We start from the raw sequence: 13,826 nt of genomic DNA, 5'->3' as shown, positions 1-13,826 counted from the left end.
TTACTTACCGATCTCAGCGAATGTACGGATCAAATGAAGGAACGGGCTTCCGCCCAGAATGACGAACATCGCCGGGAGCAGAAACAGCACCATCGGAACGGTCAGCTTGGCGCCCAGTTTGTGCGCCCGCTCTTCGAGCTTGGTGATGCGTTCCCGGCGCAGGTCGACCGCGATGCTGCGCAGCGCCTGACTGAGCGGCGTGCCATATTGCAGGCTCTGGCTGACCATGGTGCCGAAACGACGGAGGCCCTCCGACGTGGACGCGAGCTTCTCGAAGGCGTCGGCACGGTTCGGCAGGATCCGGAGATCATCGAGAAGACCGCGCAGCACGTGGGTGATAGCGGGATTGGTCTCCCGCATCTCCTCCGCCACACGCTCAATCGCGCTCTCCAGGCCCATGCCGGCTTCGCTGCACACCACAAGCAGATCGATGGTGTCCGGCGTGCCGAGCCGGATCGCGGCATCGAAACGTCGCTTCAGGACCAACAGGATGAGGCGCGGGCTCATGATTCCGATGACCACACCGAACAGTGTGAAGACCATCACGTCGCTGAACGGCCTGCCGAGAATTTGCGACACAGAGAACGCTGCGATCGGAAACGCAAATGTGCTGACCATCTTGAAGCCGATCCAGATCGGCATCATCCGATAATGATTGAAGCCAACGGACTGGAGAATCATCCGCAACTGGTCGAGATTCTCCTGGCCGTAGAAGCTCCTGTAGCGCGTACCGATCGATGAGAGCCAGCCGATCAGGTCTTGCGAGGAGCTCGATCGGTCAGGAATGCCCAGCACGGCGTTCGAGACGCGGGTGTTCAGCGCGCGAAGATGTATCTCGCGAATGATCAGCAGGACGGTCGCCGCCGCTAGTGCGACGGCAAGGGTGGCAAAGCCGAGAACAGCCGTCATAGGGTGGTCTCCCTTCTGACCATCCAACGGATCACGAAATGCCCGATCAGGACCGAGCACGCCGCATAAGCGAGAAGCACGTTTCCTTGTGGATCGAAGAACAGCAGATCGACCGACTGCGGATTGATCAGGTAAAGCAGCCCGCCGATCACGAGTGGCGCGAGGGTGAGCGCACGCGATGAAAAGATGACCTCTCCCGCCAAGGCCTTCGCGCGGGCCGCCAGCGCAACCCGCTGACTCACGGTCTCGCCCAACGTCTGCAGTGTTTCCGCCAAGCTGCCGCCGGTCTTCAATTGTACCGCGAGGGTTACCGCAAACATCGCATACTCCGACACCTGCGTTCGCTGGTAGATGGCTTCCACAGCTTCCTCGGGCGATCGGCCAAAATTCAGTTCGCTGCAGACGATGGCAAATTGCCCGGACGTCGGTTGCGGCATCTCGCGGGCGATGGTGCGAAATGCTTCGTGGACGGGCAATCCGGACCGGACCGTGCTCGTCACCAGCTGGACCGCATCGGGAAGCTGCTGGAAGAGTTGATTTGCAAAGCGCCGTTGCTGCCAGCCGAACAGACCGCGCACGACCATGATGGCGACGCCGGCAGCCGCAATGGCCCCATAGGAGCCAGGGAACCTCAGGAATCCATTGACGTAGATGATTCCCAGCCCTGCCATGGCCCCTGCAAGCAGCACATAGACCGGTCGCACGACGTGCACCATATCAGGGTGGTAATTGGCGAAGCGCTGGAGCGCACGCCAGCGCGACGTCTTGGCCGCGCGACGGATGGACACCAAGGCTGCGGCTTCAGCCGTCGGCAGCGCAATCTCGAGCTGGCGCTCCATTCGCCTGTGTCGTGCGTCGAGCCAGAGGGTGTTTGCCCCGGCACACAACAGAAGCACCAGAACGATGATCAAGGGCGTCGACATCAGATGTGCCTCATCGCTTCTGCCCAGGCCCGATCGAGCCCGTAATAGACGAGGCGGCTCTTGAACTTCGGAACCGCATTGGTAGAGCGGTAGGTGCCGGATATCCGCCCCTGGACATCCTCGTCCTTGTACTCGAACAATGCGATGTCGTTGGTGGTGATCACCTCGCCCTCGAGGCCGATCACCTCGCTGATCTGCACGATACGGCGCTGGCCGTCACGCATGCGCTCGACTTGAACAATCAAATCCAGGGCGGCGACGATCTGGGAGCGGATCGCGCGAGACGGCAGATTGACCTGCCCCATCTGCACCATGTTCTCCACGCGCGTCAGAGCATCGCGTGTGCTGTTGGCATGCACGGTGGAGATCGATCCATCATGGCCGGTGTTCATCGCCTGCAGCATGTCGAACGCCTCGGCGCCGCGCACCTCACCGACGACGATGCGGTCCGGACGCATACGAAGCGCGTTCCACAGCAGGTCGCGCTGCGTCACCTGGCCGGTGCCCTCGAGACTGGGAGGACGGGTCTCCAGGCTGATCACGTGCGGCTGCTGCAGTTGCAGCTCCGCCGCGTCCTCGATCGTGACGATGCGCTCGCTATGGTCGATGAACTGACTCAAGGCGTTCAGCAGCGTCGTCTTGCCGGAACCGGTGCCTCCTGAGACCAGGACGTTAAGCCGGCAGCGGGAGGCGATCTCCAGCAGCTGTCCAAGCGCGGCGGTCATCGAGCCGTTTTCGATCATCCCGGCGATGTTCAGACGCCGGTTCGGGAATTTTCGGATCGAGATGCAGGGACTATGAATAGCCAGCGGCGGCAGGATGATGTTGACACGGCTGCCGTCCGGCAGACGGCAGTCGACCATCGGGCTGGATTCATCCACCCGCCGGCCGACCTGCGAGGCGATCTTCTGTGCGACCGAGGCGATATGGTCATTGTCGCGAAACCGGACCGCGACCCGCTCCAGCTTGCCGGCCCGCTCGACATAGACGTTGCTCGGCCCGTTGATCATGATGTCGTTGATCGTCTCGTCGAGCAGAAGCGGACGCAGCGGCCCGTAGCCGGTCATGTCGTCGGCGATCTCCTCCGCCAGGAAGAGCTGCTCGCGGCCCGACAGCTCCAGCCGCTCCTGGTTGGCGATGCCGTGGATGATTTCCTCGATCTGCCGCCGCAGGACGTCGCGGGGAACGGTCGCGGCCACCGACGGCTCGATCTGCTCAATGACGCGTTCGCGCAGGGATGCCGACATCACCGGATGGTGCGTCGCAGGTTCTTCATGCTTCGGCGCCGATGCAAACAGGCTGGACGCCGGTGACGCCACGCTCGGTTCCGCCGGCGGCAAGGGTGGCGGCGCCGGCCGCGCGCTTGGTGCCGCTGCCGGGGCGTCCGGCACCGCTGCGGGCATCCGCACCGGCATTTCGTCTGCGCGCCTGCCGAACTTTTTCATAGCCCGAGCCACCTCTTCCACCCGGCCCTTTTCTTGGTACCGACGCCGGTGATTTCCCGTACGATCGGGGCAAGGTGGCGCCGTAGACCGGATACGTGCTTCAGAGCCGGAACGCCGAGGTTGACCGCCTGGGTCATTCCCTTGCCGAGATCCGGGATCACCATGTCCGGCTCAGCGCCAAGCGCCTTGACGATCGTCGCCCTCGGCAGACCGCCGGCGCGGTCGGCACGATTGAGCAGGGTAAACACCCGATCCTTGCCCGCGATGTTGGTGACGGCGTTGCGCAGCGCGTGGGCATTGCGCAGGCCGGTTACTTCGGCCTCCAACAGCACCAGCACATGACGGGACATCTGAATGACCGGATATATCGATGCCGGGAACGGCACCGGCACATCGACAACGACGTAGTTGAACCGCTGACGGAGCAGGCCCAGCACGTGCCGCACGCCGGCTTCGGTGATGTCGAGCTTGGCATCGAGCTCCTCGTCGCCGGAAATCAGGCAGACCCGATCGTTCACCTCGATCGCGGCCCGCTCAAGAAACAGCGTGTCGGCCCGCATCGGGTTTTCAAGGGCGATGCGGAGGCCGGGTCCGGGACGAACGCCCAGCATCACCGCGGTCTCGCCGCCCTGCAGATGCAGGTCGAGCAACGCGACCTTGGCCTTGGTGGTTTCGGCGAGTTGTAGCGCGAGGTTGATCGCGACGCTGGTCGCTCCGGCGCCGCCCTGCGCGCCACAGATCGACACCACGTGCCCGCCGCGGTCATTCTGGGCCGGCGCGACGTCGCCGATCAGCCTGGGACGCAGCTGGTCGAGCACCATATCCCTGGTGATCGGCGTCGGCAGGTATTCAGTAAGGCCGATCTCCATCAGCTCGCGGTAGAAGGTGATCTCCCTGTTGTCGCCGATCAGGGCCACCTTCACATCGGGCGGACAGACACTGGCGAGGCGTTCCAGTTCGGTGAAGGGATCATCGATGCCGCTGATGTCGGTCACCAGCGCGTACAGATCGGTGTCGGTCTCGAGCATGCGCGTCGCATGACGGATAGTGCCGCGCCGGATCACCAGATTGCTGCCGTCGAGACCCTTGCGGAGGGCTGCCGCGCTCAGCTCGTCGTTGACGAAGCAGACGATGCGGTTGCGCGCGACAAGAGACGTCGTCTCTTCGGGTTGTTCCACCACTGCCATGTTCGCACTCATCAACGTTTCTCCGGTCCCTTGCCGACGTCACTCGCTGCCGCTGTGGTCTGACGATCGAGCTCGGACGGCACGTCGCAGCCCGCGCGGGCGTCGTCGTCAAAATCCTGTCTCCTGACCGAGTATTGCTTCACCTCGCTACCGGTATAGATCGCGACCGTCGTGCTCTGGCCGGCAACTGCACTCTGGCGCGCCAGCTCCGGCGATACGTCGCAGCTGGACGTTACGCTTGTGTCGGCCTTGTCCCACTGCTCGGCCGCAGCGCGGATGACGAGCGACAGCGTTCCGAGCTGCTTTGCGACGGCCACCTTCTTGACCTGATCCGGCTTGAGCTCCAAGGACACGGTCTGCGCCGTCTTGCCCGGGACGGCATTGGTGATCGGACGCCCGCCTTGCGCAATCTCCTGGTCGATCGCGATCACGCGCACATTGGACAGAACGGTTTCGCTGACGGCACGCTTCACCGGCGCGGCCTTCTCGAACACCTGGGTCAGCACCACGTCGACATTGTCGCCCGGCCTGATCAGACCGGACACACCGGTCTCCTCGTCGACCTTGATGCTGATGGCGCGGCTGTCCGGCGCCAGGACGCTGGCAAGGAAGCCGCGATCCTTCGGACGCAGGATGTCGTCCAGTGTAATCGCGCTGCCGGCGTCGACGAACTTGCGAACCAGCGAACCGGGCAACCCGGCCTTGGAGTCAGGCGTTTCGAGGATCGCCCCCGCGGGGACACGATTCGGTGCCGTCTGGCGCACCGCGAAATCTTCGTCCCGCGCCAGCGTTCCCTTCGAAAGCGGGCGTGTCGCGACAAAGTAGCCGACCGTTGCGGCCGCAGGCACAGGCGCAGGCTTCTCTTCGACTGCCTGCGCAACAACCGGATCTGCGGGTCGGTTCATGCTGTAGGCGATCATTCCAAGCGCCGTAGCCGCAAGCAGCAGCACCATGATGATCGAGACACGGAGAGCGGACGACATGTCAAATTCCTTTGCTCAAAATGGCCCAGATACCGCCGCATGCGATGGCAACCCCGTAGGGAAGCGGTGCATGTCGCAAATGACGCCAGCGCTCGACCGCGTAGACCCGGCGCATCAGCGATGATCCGGCGGGCGCCAGCTTCGGTTGGGGCAGACGGCGCATCATCAGATGCACCGCGGCCAGAACGCCGCCGGCCAGTGCAGTTGCCGTCAACAGTTCAATCACGCCGGTCAGCGGCAGACCGATCGCCAGGGCAACCAGCAACTTGACGTCGCCCCCGCCGATCGCTCCGCGCAGATAGATCACGAAGAGCACCAGGAACAGGATTGCGGCAACGATCAGCGATTGGCCGATCTGCATCGGACTGGCCAATTGGCCGACGATCCCAAGGAACGCCAGCGCCAGACAAATTTCGTTTCGGATCAACCGTGTCGCGATATCGATCGTTGCGACATACAACAACAATGCAATTTCCAGACACAAGGTCGCGGACACAATCCAATTCATAAAATATACGCCTCGGAGAAGGCGGGGAGCACAAAATAATGCCCCCCTCCGAAGAGCCGCCCTCTAAACTTAAGCGGCGGGGGTAACCGCGCTGGTCACCGCACTACCGATCGAGGTGAGCGAGGCGTTCAGAACGGAGCCGATGCCGGTGCTGGTGCTGGTGCCAAACGCAGCAGCGACAGCGGCGACGATGCAAGCGGCGACGATAACGTACTCGAACGATACAACGCCGTCCTTGTCCTTTCGCAGACGCTTCAACTCTTCGGTGATCTTGATATAAAACTGCAACATTGGAACGCCTCCTTTCCAGGCTGCCCGCGTCGCAATCCGGTTGAGAGCTGTTGACAAAAAAAATCTGTCAACAGCGCACGATTCATCCGAATTACGCAGCTGGAGTAACTGCAGAGGTGACCTTGGTAGCAATCGCGGTGATCGAGGCGTTCAGAACGGAGCCGATGCCCGTGCCGGTGGTCGTCCCGAATGCAGCAGCGACAGCGGCGACGATGCAAGCGGCGACGATCACGTATTCGAACGACACAACGCCGGCGGCATCCGCACGCAGGCGCTTGAAGGCTTCGGTGGTCTGGATGTAGAGCTTCAACATAGGAAAATATCCCTTTTACGATGAAATTTACGCGATACGTTGGCGGGTGCAAAATCCGGGTGCCAACTAGCATTTTCTTATAATGCGTCGCGAGAAAACTGTCGATTGGTAATCGTTTATTAACCCTACTGGCGTAACCGCGCACACCTTCTCCTCGGCAAGGCGCCTCGACGACGACGCACGAAACCCCTTAAATTGTAGGACTTTCGACATTTCACACCATTTCAACTTCGCTGCTCCGTGCGAATACGGTGACAGCGTCGGAGTGACGCTGTCGCGACAACGACCTCGGAGGTGACGGTGTCACAATCCGGTTCCATTCCCCCCGATGGCCGTTTGCAGTATTGCTCGTTTCAGTAGCAGGTCCCGGAATCACCTCCGAGCCGGCCGCAACTCTCCCCGTTGGATTGTCGCCACTGCGTGACCGCCAGCGGCGGCGGCTTGCTCCCGTCCGCCGGCGCGGCCGATAGCCTGCTGCGCTCCTCTTCGAGCAGCTGCGAATGCAGTTTCTGGATCTGGATGTTGCGCTCGAGCAGCGACATCGTTCTTGTCTGAACCTGCTCGGCCAGCGCCTTGCGCAGGGCGTTCTCCCGGTCGAGCAGTTCGGGAAACGGCAGCAGCGGACGCACGAGGTCGGTCGCCTTGATCACGCAGGACGCCCGCGCCACGGCTTGCGCGATCTGATCCGGAAACGCACTTCGGCATTCCGCGAGCGCGCCGCTCAGGTTGACCGTTACCGCCGTCGGTGTCGGTACCGGTGTAGCCTCCGGTATCGTTGTCGCCGCTGGTGTCGGCTCTGTGGCCGCTGTCGCCGTCTCCGTTATTGGGTCCGGTGCCGGTACCGCCTCCTTCTCGACGGCCTGGCGAGCGGCCCCGCAACAGGACAGCAGGATGCAGAACGAGAGAACGACCAGGCATCTCGCGCGCCTTGGCCAATACTCCCTGGCGCCCGCCTCGACCGGGCGCCCGATTGCGATATCGATCACGGCAGGCCCCATCGTGAGGTCCCCACCCTGCCTCCTGCTGATCCGAACATCACATCGAGCAATGGGTCGATCGCGACGGTTCGTTAGCGATGCGTACGAGAGACTGGTTGAGTCGGCGCGACAGACGCGCCGCCGCGCGTCCACACCCGTCCGCTAGAATAAACCATCTGCGTAATGTGAAGACGCAAGGCTGTCCTTCCTCCGGCGAAATTGGTATCGACCAAAACCTGCATCTGCAAAAAAGTGGTATCTCGAAATATCGCGCCGACACGAAATGATGCCGCTACACTAGATTGATTTTAGATGTAGTTTTGTCGGTGATGCAACTGTCGGCTTGAGAGTAGCGGCGCGGCGCACCATTGCTTGGCGCCTACCGCGGCATTCGTCCGACGCCATCTATTCTGATACTGTGGAGATCAGGATCGGCGTCGCGCGCACGCGCTCGGACCGCCTATGCCACCGAATCGCCATGGCAGCCAGTTTTTCTGCGCTGGCGAATGCGCCGCTGGCGCGAAGGGCCGCATCCTTGTTCAACGACAACCGTGTTGTTTGCGTGGCTGGTCAGCCGCGCTTCGACCTATGTTATCAACAGGCGCACGATTCGCATGGGACCCGCGTTGGCGAAAATTTCCGCTTTTTCGCGGCCTAGCCCTTGCTCTAGGATCAGTCATTTCAATTCGGGCGCTTACCCACGATGCGCCCGTGGAATTTCAGAACCACAGCATACAGTGACTGATCCGGGCGTCATGGGGATTTGAGATGGCCGATCGCATTGCACTTTTCATCGATGGCGCGAATCTTCACACCACGGTCAAGAACCTCGGTTTTGAAATCGACTTCCGGCGACTGCTCTCGGAGTTCGGCAAGCATGGACAGATCGTCCGCGCCTACTTCTACACGGTCGTGAGAGACGACGACGAGTTCAGCAGCCTTCGGCCGCTGGTGGATTGGCTCGATTACAACGGATATGCGGTCAGGAGAAAGTTAGCCAAAACGCACGATGACGGCGAAGGGCGGCGGCGAATGAAGCGCAGCATCGGCATCGAGCTCGCGGTCGACGCATTGGAAATCGCGCACCGCATCGACCACGCGTACCTGTTCTCCGGCGATGGTGATTTGCGCGCCGTTGTCGAAGCCGTCAGGCGGGCCGGTGTCCGCGTGACGGTCGTTTCCAGCATCCGAACCAAGCCTCCCATGATCGCCGATGAGCTTCGCAGGCAAGCTGACGTCTTCCTCGAACTCGAAAGCCTCAGGGCATCGATCGAACGTCCAGCGCACCCGATCGCGCCCGAGTGAAATCGCGGGCGCCTCTTCCGGCGGGGAAGCAAAGCAGCTCTGCTTGTCCGTAAATCACCGAGTTGCGCGAGTCGGGCGCTGACATCACTATTCCCCAAACAACGAAACAGAGGGTAACGCCCATGTGGAGGTCGGTCGGCTGCCTGTTGCTGTTCTTGGCGGCGACGAGCGCTGCGATCGCCGAACCTTCCCGGTTCACCTGCGACACGCCGCGAGGCAAACGGGTCGAGCTCGGCCCGTCAGGCAAAGGCGGTGACGCCCAGTGGATCGATGACGATCTCGATACGGTCCGGCCCGCCGTCGTGATCGATGGCGACACCTTCACGGTCACCTGGGGGACATCTGTCGCGGCAGAAGGCAAGGGAGGAGCCAAGCTCACGACCTACGTCTTTGCGGCCGCCCGCCGTACCGCCGCGTCGATCTTTGCGACCCGCACGGACGACACCACGGCCGAGATCTTCCGGTTCTATTTTGGCGACAGGTCGCTCTACAAACTAACGAGCCGACTGGGAGGCCCCTCCGCGGACACCAAGGCCGCGCCCTTCGTTGCAACCTACCTGGCGACCTGTCGCCAGGAGTAGCCGGCTGCCGCCAACCTTAAGACGGGCTTAACTGATCTTTCATGTTCCGGTCCCCGGTGTTGCGGCTCGGCACCAGTTCGCGCGACCACAGATCACCATATAAATCACTGAATTTTAATAAAAATGTTTAGATTTCCGCGCACCGAGACTGATGGCTCTGCCCCCACTTAGGGCGCCTGTGTGGCTGAAATGTCATAGGTCGTGGAACTGTCCTTTGTTACCCTTCGGCGGATTCTACGTAATATTTTTGTGAGTAGGGGCGGGAATAATGAGATCGGCATACACGGTTATCGCGTGCCTCTGCCTGGCGGCAACGCCAGCATGTGCCGAGGTTTTTTCTATTAATGATGCTTTACGCCAGGCCATGCAGACCAACCCGGGTATCGGCGAGGCTTCGGCGAACCGGCGGGCGACGGAAAGCGAGCTGCGGCAAACCCAAAGCACACTGCTGCCGCAGGTGCGCATTGACGCCAGCTACGGCCCGGAAAAATTCGATCAATCGCCGGGCTTCATCACCCCGAACATTCAGGCAGCGCCGACCGTGGGGTCAGGCCCATGGCGCAATGGCAGCCAGGAATCAGTCGTGGTGCGCCAGCTGCTGTGGGACGGTTTTTCGTCGATCTATGACGTCTGGCGCCAGACCGCGCGGGTCAATGCCGCTGCCTCCCGCGTCAAGGAGAGAACCGAGCTGCTGGCCCTCGACGCCGCCGAAGGCTACATCGACGTCACGCGCTACATGCGGCTGGTCAGCCTTGCCCAGCAAAACGTCGCGAATCACGAGAAGATATTTTCGAACGTGAACTCCCGCTTCTCGGGCGGCCGGGCCGGCGAAGGCGATCTGGAGCAAGCCCGCGAGCGCGTCGAGGCCGCCCGTGCGGCACTTGCCGAATTCCAGCGCAGCCTGGATGACGCCAGGGCGAAGTACCGCAAGACGGTTGGCCTCGAGCCGATCAACGTTCGCTTCCCCGCCCCTCTCGCGGGATTGCCGCACAGCCGCGACGAAGCGCTGGCGACCACGCTCCGGTTCAATTCGACGATCGCGGCGGCACAGTCCGACGCCGACGCCGCCAAGCACGCGTTCAAGGCCACGGACGGCACGTTCGGTCCGAAATTCTATCTCGAGGGACGGGCAACCCATTACGACAACTCCTACCCTTACGTGGCGGCCCCGGGAACTCCCGCCATCACGCATGAGGACTACAGTGGGAAGGTTGTCATGTCGTGGGACATCTTCCGCGGCGGCCAGGACGCGTGGAATCGGTCAGAGAAGGCCGAGCGCTACACCGAAGCCACCATGCGCCACGCTCGCCTGCAACGCGACGCCTATGAGTCGATCGACAAGGCGTGGAATGCCCGTACGATTACGGCCACGCGCATCGGTGCTCTGACCCGTGAGCTAGAAGCAGCCAGGAAGACCATCACGGCCTACCAGAAGGAATACGAACTCGGTCAGCGCTCCCTGATCGATCTCTTGAACGCGCAGAACCAGTTCTTCAACACGTCGGTCTCGCTCACCTCAGCCCGCGGCGTCGTGGTCTTCGCCGACTACCAGCTGCTGGCCGCGATGGGGACCCTGATCGAGTACCTGAAGGCTCCGCCGCCGGTCGATGCTGCGCCGACGGACATGCTTTCGATTGGCCTGCCCCGCTACTCGTTCCCGACCCTTCGCGTGAACCTCCCGCAAACCGGGTCCGAGCCGCTGCGCGTCGCCGTTCCGGCGCCTGTCGCCCGTCCTGCCAAGACCTATGCGGCAGCCCAACCGAAGGACGTTGGCTTTGCGGATCGCTTCACCGGCGCGACGACGACCGCAGCGGTGCCCGGTTCAACGGAATGGATGCAGCAGCAAAAGACCGCTGCGGACGGCCCGAACGTCATTTACGCGGATCCGTCGGTCACGGCGAACGCGAGCTCCTATGCGTCGACCAAGCCCCATTGGCTGCTGTCGGCCTTTCCGAGTTCCGCTCGCTAGCGACCGCCAACAAGCTCAGGACAGGACTGCCGGAAGGGCCCCAAGTCGGGGCCCTTTCGATTCCTTATTAATCGTTAAGATAAGTTTCGCTGAATTTGTTCGCTATTTGTTGTAGTCTGCCCGAAATCTAATGCGATTGCTGCATTTCCATTTTGCTTGTCGAGGTTTCAGTTGTTGTTTCGCACCCCCAGCGCGGCGGCCGACGCCGTCCGCCCCTCGCCGGATGACTCAACCTCAAAGCCTGCCGCGACAAACAGGCCACGTGCGCTGGGCGACGATCCCCTCACCGCGTCGTTGACTTATCTCGCCGCCCATCACGGCCGCGCCGTGAGCCGCGAAGCTCTCCTCGGCGGACTTCCGATCACGGACGGACGCTTGTCCGTTTCGCTCTATGACCGCGCGGCCAGACGCGCCGGTCTGGAGACCGAGGCCGTCAAGCGCGACATTTCAGACATTCCCGCGCTGGTCCTGCCCGCCGTCCTCGTCATGAAGAACGGCTCTGCGCTGATCCTTCTGGGTGTGGACCCGGCGAACAAGTCGACCAAGGTCGTTGAGCCGGAGACGCCGAACAGCCCGCGCGTCGCCGACATCGCCTCGCTCGCCACGGACTATACCGGCTATGCGTTCCTGGTGAGAAGCGCGCCGCAGGCCGATGCGCGCGCCGTCGCCGCAGGCGACATCCCCAAGAGCCACTGGTTCTGGTCGGTGGTGAAGACGCATTGGCGCAGCTACGGGCACATCGCGGTCGCGGCCTTTCTGACCAACATCCTCGCGCTGGCGACACCGCTGTTCACGATGAGCGTCTATGACCGCGTCATCCCCAACGGAGCGATCCCCTCCCTGATTGCGCTCTCGATCGGCATGGGGCTCGGCATCGTGTTCGATTTCATCTTCCGCATGGTCCGCAGCCGCATGATCGACGTGACCGGCAAGACGATCGACGTTGTGCTGGCCGCAAACATCTTCGAGCACGTGATGTCGGTGAAGATGGCGCAGCGGCCGACTTCGGTTGGCATCCTGGCCAATCAGCTCCGCGACTTCGACTCGGTGCGCGAGTTCTTCACCTCCGGAAGCGTGGTTTCGGCGACCGACCTGCTGTTCGCCATTCTCTTCGTTGGGGTGCTGTTCCTCATCGCCGGACCGCTGGCCTGGATCCCGCTGATCATGCTGCCGCTGGTCATGCTGATCGGCTTCCTGCTGCAGCGCCCGCTCGATCGCGCCATCAAGCGGCTGCAGGCCGAATCCGCCGCACGGCACGGCGTGCTGGTCGAGTCGCTGTCCGGCCTCGAAACCGTCCGTGCGACCGGCGCCGAGGCCCGCATGCAGACCTTGTGGGAACGCTCGGTTGCCGCGACCGCCCGATCCGGCGAGGACGTTCACTTCTGGTCGTCGATGTCGCTGACGAGCGCGAGCACGGCCCAGCAGATCACGAGCCTGCTCCTCGTTATCGTCGGCATTTTCCTGATCCTCGACGGCAAGCTGAGCGTCGGCGCGCTGGTCGCCGCAAACATGCTCGCCGGCCGCGTTCTGGCGCCGATCGCCGGGATCGCCTCGGTGATCACCAAGGGAACGCAGACGATCACGGCCCTCAAGGCGATCGACCGCATCATGTCGATCGAGCGGGAACGCTCGCCGACCCGGTCCTATGTCGCAAGGCGAATCGAAGACGGCAAGGTCGCCTTCGAGAACGTGTCGTTCGCCTACCCCAACGCGCCCGGTAACGCGCTCGAAAAAGTCAGCTTCAAGATCGAGGGCGGAGAGAGGGTCGGCATCATCGGCAGGGTCGGCTCTGGCAAGACGACGGTCGGCAGGTTGCTGCTCGGATTTTACGAGCCGAAGGAAGGCCGCATCCTGGTCGATGGCGTCGACTCGCGCCAATACGATCCCTCCGACCTGCGCGCCGGCATCGGCTTTGCGATGCAGGATACCGACCTGTTCTTCGGCAAGCTGCGCGACAACATCGCCCTTGGCAAACCGGAAGCGACCGACGAGGAAGTACTGCTTGCCGCGCGGCTTTCGGGCGTCGAAAGCTTCATCGCCGGCCACCCGATGGGCTATGACATGCCCATCTCGGAAGGCGGCCGCAGCCTGTCGGGCGGCCAGAAGCAGGCCATCGGACTTGCGCGCGTTCTGATCCGCAAGCCTCGCGTGCTCTTTCTCGACGAGCCGACGGCGCACTTCGATATTCGCAGCGAACAGGAGTTCCTTGAGCGGCTCAAGGGCCTCAATGATGATCGCATGACCATCATCATTTCGACCCACCGCCTGTCATTGCTGAACATGGTCGATCGCTTGCTGCTGTTCGACAATGGCCGCCTGGTTGCCGACGGCCCGCGCGACAAGGTGCTCGCTTTGCTCCAGGGCCGGCCGGCGTCCGCGGCCCCGTCGCCGGAGAATACAATTCAGCCGAAATCCGCATAACGAGCAAATACATT

14 protein-coding genes are annotated in these 13,826 nt (G+C 62.3%); 5 read left to right on the top strand and 9 right to left on the bottom strand.

Annotation, left to right across the window (positions count from 1 at the left end):
• From QA639_RS17420 to QA639_RS17380, 9 genes are all read right to left on the bottom strand, one after another.
• Positions 1-969 (bottom strand): type II secretion system F family protein, encoded by a 969-nt coding sequence (locus tag QA639_RS17420; protein WP_283090318.1) that lies wholly within the window; start codon positions 967-969, stop codon positions 1-3.
• A complete protein-coding gene (locus QA639_RS17415) occupies positions 906-1,832 on the bottom strand; it encodes a type II secretion system F family protein (RefSeq protein ID WP_283090317.1) in 927 nt (308 codons plus the stop codon). The genes QA639_RS17420 and QA639_RS17415 overlap by 64 nt, the downstream gene beginning before the upstream one ends.
• On the bottom strand, positions 1,832-3,277 hold the full coding sequence (locus QA639_RS17410) for a TadA family conjugal transfer-associated ATPase (protein WP_283090316.1): 1,446 nt from the start codon (positions 3,275-3,277) through the stop codon (positions 1,832-1,834). Before QA639_RS17410 ends, QA639_RS17415 begins: the two co-directional genes overlap by 1 nt.
• Positions 3,274-4,305 (bottom strand): CpaE/TadZ family protein, encoded by a 1,032-nt coding sequence (locus QA639_RS17405; RefSeq protein ID WP_283090315.1) that lies wholly within the window; start codon positions 4,303-4,305, stop codon positions 3,274-3,276. The genes QA639_RS17410 and QA639_RS17405 overlap by 4 nt, the downstream gene beginning before the upstream one ends.
• Positions 4,306-4,475: 170 nt before the next feature.
• Positions 4,476-5,447: a Flp pilus assembly protein CpaB gene (gene cpaB, locus QA639_RS17400; RefSeq protein ID WP_283090314.1), complete on the bottom strand. Its 972-nt coding sequence runs from the start codon at positions 5,445-5,447 to the stop codon at positions 4,476-4,478.
• Between the two features lies 1 nt (position 5,448).
• Positions 5,449-5,955 carry an A24 family peptidase gene (locus tag QA639_RS17395; RefSeq protein ID WP_283090313.1) on the bottom strand — a complete coding sequence of 169 codons (507 nt, stop codon included), beginning with the start codon at positions 5,953-5,955 and terminating at the stop codon, positions 5,449-5,451.
• Positions 5,956-6,024: 69 nt separating this feature from the next.
• On the bottom strand, positions 6,025-6,246 hold the full coding sequence (locus QA639_RS17390; protein WP_283090312.1) for a hypothetical protein: 222 nt from the start codon (positions 6,244-6,246) through the stop codon (positions 6,025-6,027).
• A 91-nt stretch (positions 6,247-6,337) separates the two neighbouring features.
• The gene (locus QA639_RS17385; protein ID WP_283090311.1) at positions 6,338-6,559 is read right to left on the bottom strand and encodes a hypothetical protein; all 222 of its coding nucleotides are present in this window, start codon (positions 6,557-6,559) and stop codon (positions 6,338-6,340) included.
• Positions 6,560-6,912: 353 nt separating this feature from the next.
• Entirely contained in the window at positions 6,913-7,545 is a 633-nt protein-coding gene (locus QA639_RS17380) for a hypothetical protein (protein WP_157341882.1), read from the bottom strand.
• A 469-nt stretch (positions 7,546-8,014) separates the two neighbouring features.
• On the opposite strand from QA639_RS17380, the gene QA639_RS17375 reads away from it, so the two are divergent.
• The 5 genes from QA639_RS17375 to QA639_RS17355 all read left to right on the top strand — a co-directional run bounded on the left by QA639_RS17375 (position 8,015) and on the right by QA639_RS17355 (position 13,812).
• Entirely contained in the window at positions 8,015-8,194 is a 180-nt protein-coding gene (locus QA639_RS17375; RefSeq protein WP_283090310.1) for a hypothetical protein, read from the top strand.
• Positions 8,195-8,304: 110 nt separating this feature from the next.
• Positions 8,305-8,841 carry a LabA-like NYN domain-containing protein gene (locus QA639_RS17370; RefSeq protein ID WP_038377452.1) on the top strand — a complete coding sequence of 179 codons (537 nt, stop codon included), beginning with the start codon at positions 8,305-8,307 and terminating at the stop codon, positions 8,839-8,841.
• 122 nt (positions 8,842-8,963) lie between these two features.
• Entirely contained in the window at positions 8,964-9,422 is a 459-nt protein-coding gene (locus QA639_RS17365) for a hypothetical protein (protein WP_283090309.1), read from the top strand.
• Positions 9,423-9,690: 268 nt separating this feature from the next.
• A complete protein-coding gene (locus QA639_RS17360; protein WP_283090308.1) occupies positions 9,691-11,391 on the top strand; it encodes a TolC family outer membrane protein in 1,701 nt (566 codons plus the stop codon).
• 267 nt (positions 11,392-11,658) lie between these two features.
• Positions 11,659-13,812 carry a type I secretion system permease/ATPase gene (locus QA639_RS17355; RefSeq protein WP_428841180.1) on the top strand — a complete coding sequence of 718 codons (2,154 nt, stop codon included), beginning with the start codon at positions 11,659-11,661 and terminating at the stop codon, positions 13,810-13,812.
• Positions 13,813-13,826: the final 14 nt, after the last annotated feature.

Origin of the sequence: Bradyrhizobium pachyrhizi (assembly GCF_029714545.1) — a bacterium.
Classification (GTDB): Bacteria; Pseudomonadota; Alphaproteobacteria; order Rhizobiales; family Xanthobacteraceae; genus Bradyrhizobium; species Bradyrhizobium pachyrhizi.
This window is presented reverse-complemented; position numbering and strand designations above follow the sequence as displayed.

Excerpts from the sequence above, each read along its gene's own strand:
- QA639_RS17415 (WP_283090317.1), bottom strand. The coding sequence starts at position 1,832 with ATGTCGACGCCCTTGATCATCGTTCTGGTGCTTCTGTTGTGTGCCGGG.
- QA639_RS17410 (WP_283090316.1), bottom strand. The coding sequence starts at position 3,277 with ATGAAAAAGTTCGGCAGGCGCGCAGACGAAATGCCGGTGCGGATGCCC.
- QA639_RS17405 (WP_283090315.1), bottom strand. The coding sequence starts at position 4,305 with ATGCTCGAGACCGACACCGATCTGTACGCGCTGGTGACCGACATCAGC.
- cpaB (WP_283090314.1), bottom strand. The coding sequence starts at position 5,447 with ATGTCGTCCGCTCTCCGTGTCTCGATCATCATGGTGCTGCTGCTTGCG.
- QA639_RS17395 (WP_283090313.1), bottom strand. The coding sequence starts at position 5,955 with ATGAATTGGATTGTGTCCGCGACCTTGTGTCTGGAAATTGCATTGTTG.
- QA639_RS17390 (WP_283090312.1), bottom strand. The coding sequence starts at position 6,246 with ATGTTGCAGTTTTATATCAAGATCACCGAAGAGTTGAAGCGTCTGCGA.
- QA639_RS17385 (WP_283090311.1), bottom strand. The coding sequence starts at position 6,559 with ATGTTGAAGCTCTACATCCAGACCACCGAAGCCTTCAAGCGCCTGCGT.
- QA639_RS17375 (WP_283090310.1), top strand. The coding sequence starts at position 8,015 with ATGGCAGCCAGTTTTTCTGCGCTGGCGAATGCGCCGCTGGCGCGAAGG.
- QA639_RS17370 (WP_038377452.1), top strand. The coding sequence starts at position 8,305 with ATGGCCGATCGCATTGCACTTTTCATCGATGGCGCGAATCTTCACACC.
- QA639_RS17365 (WP_283090309.1), top strand. The coding sequence starts at position 8,964 with ATGTGGAGGTCGGTCGGCTGCCTGTTGCTGTTCTTGGCGGCGACGAGC.
- QA639_RS17360 (WP_283090308.1), top strand. The coding sequence starts at position 9,691 with ATGAGATCGGCATACACGGTTATCGCGTGCCTCTGCCTGGCGGCAACG.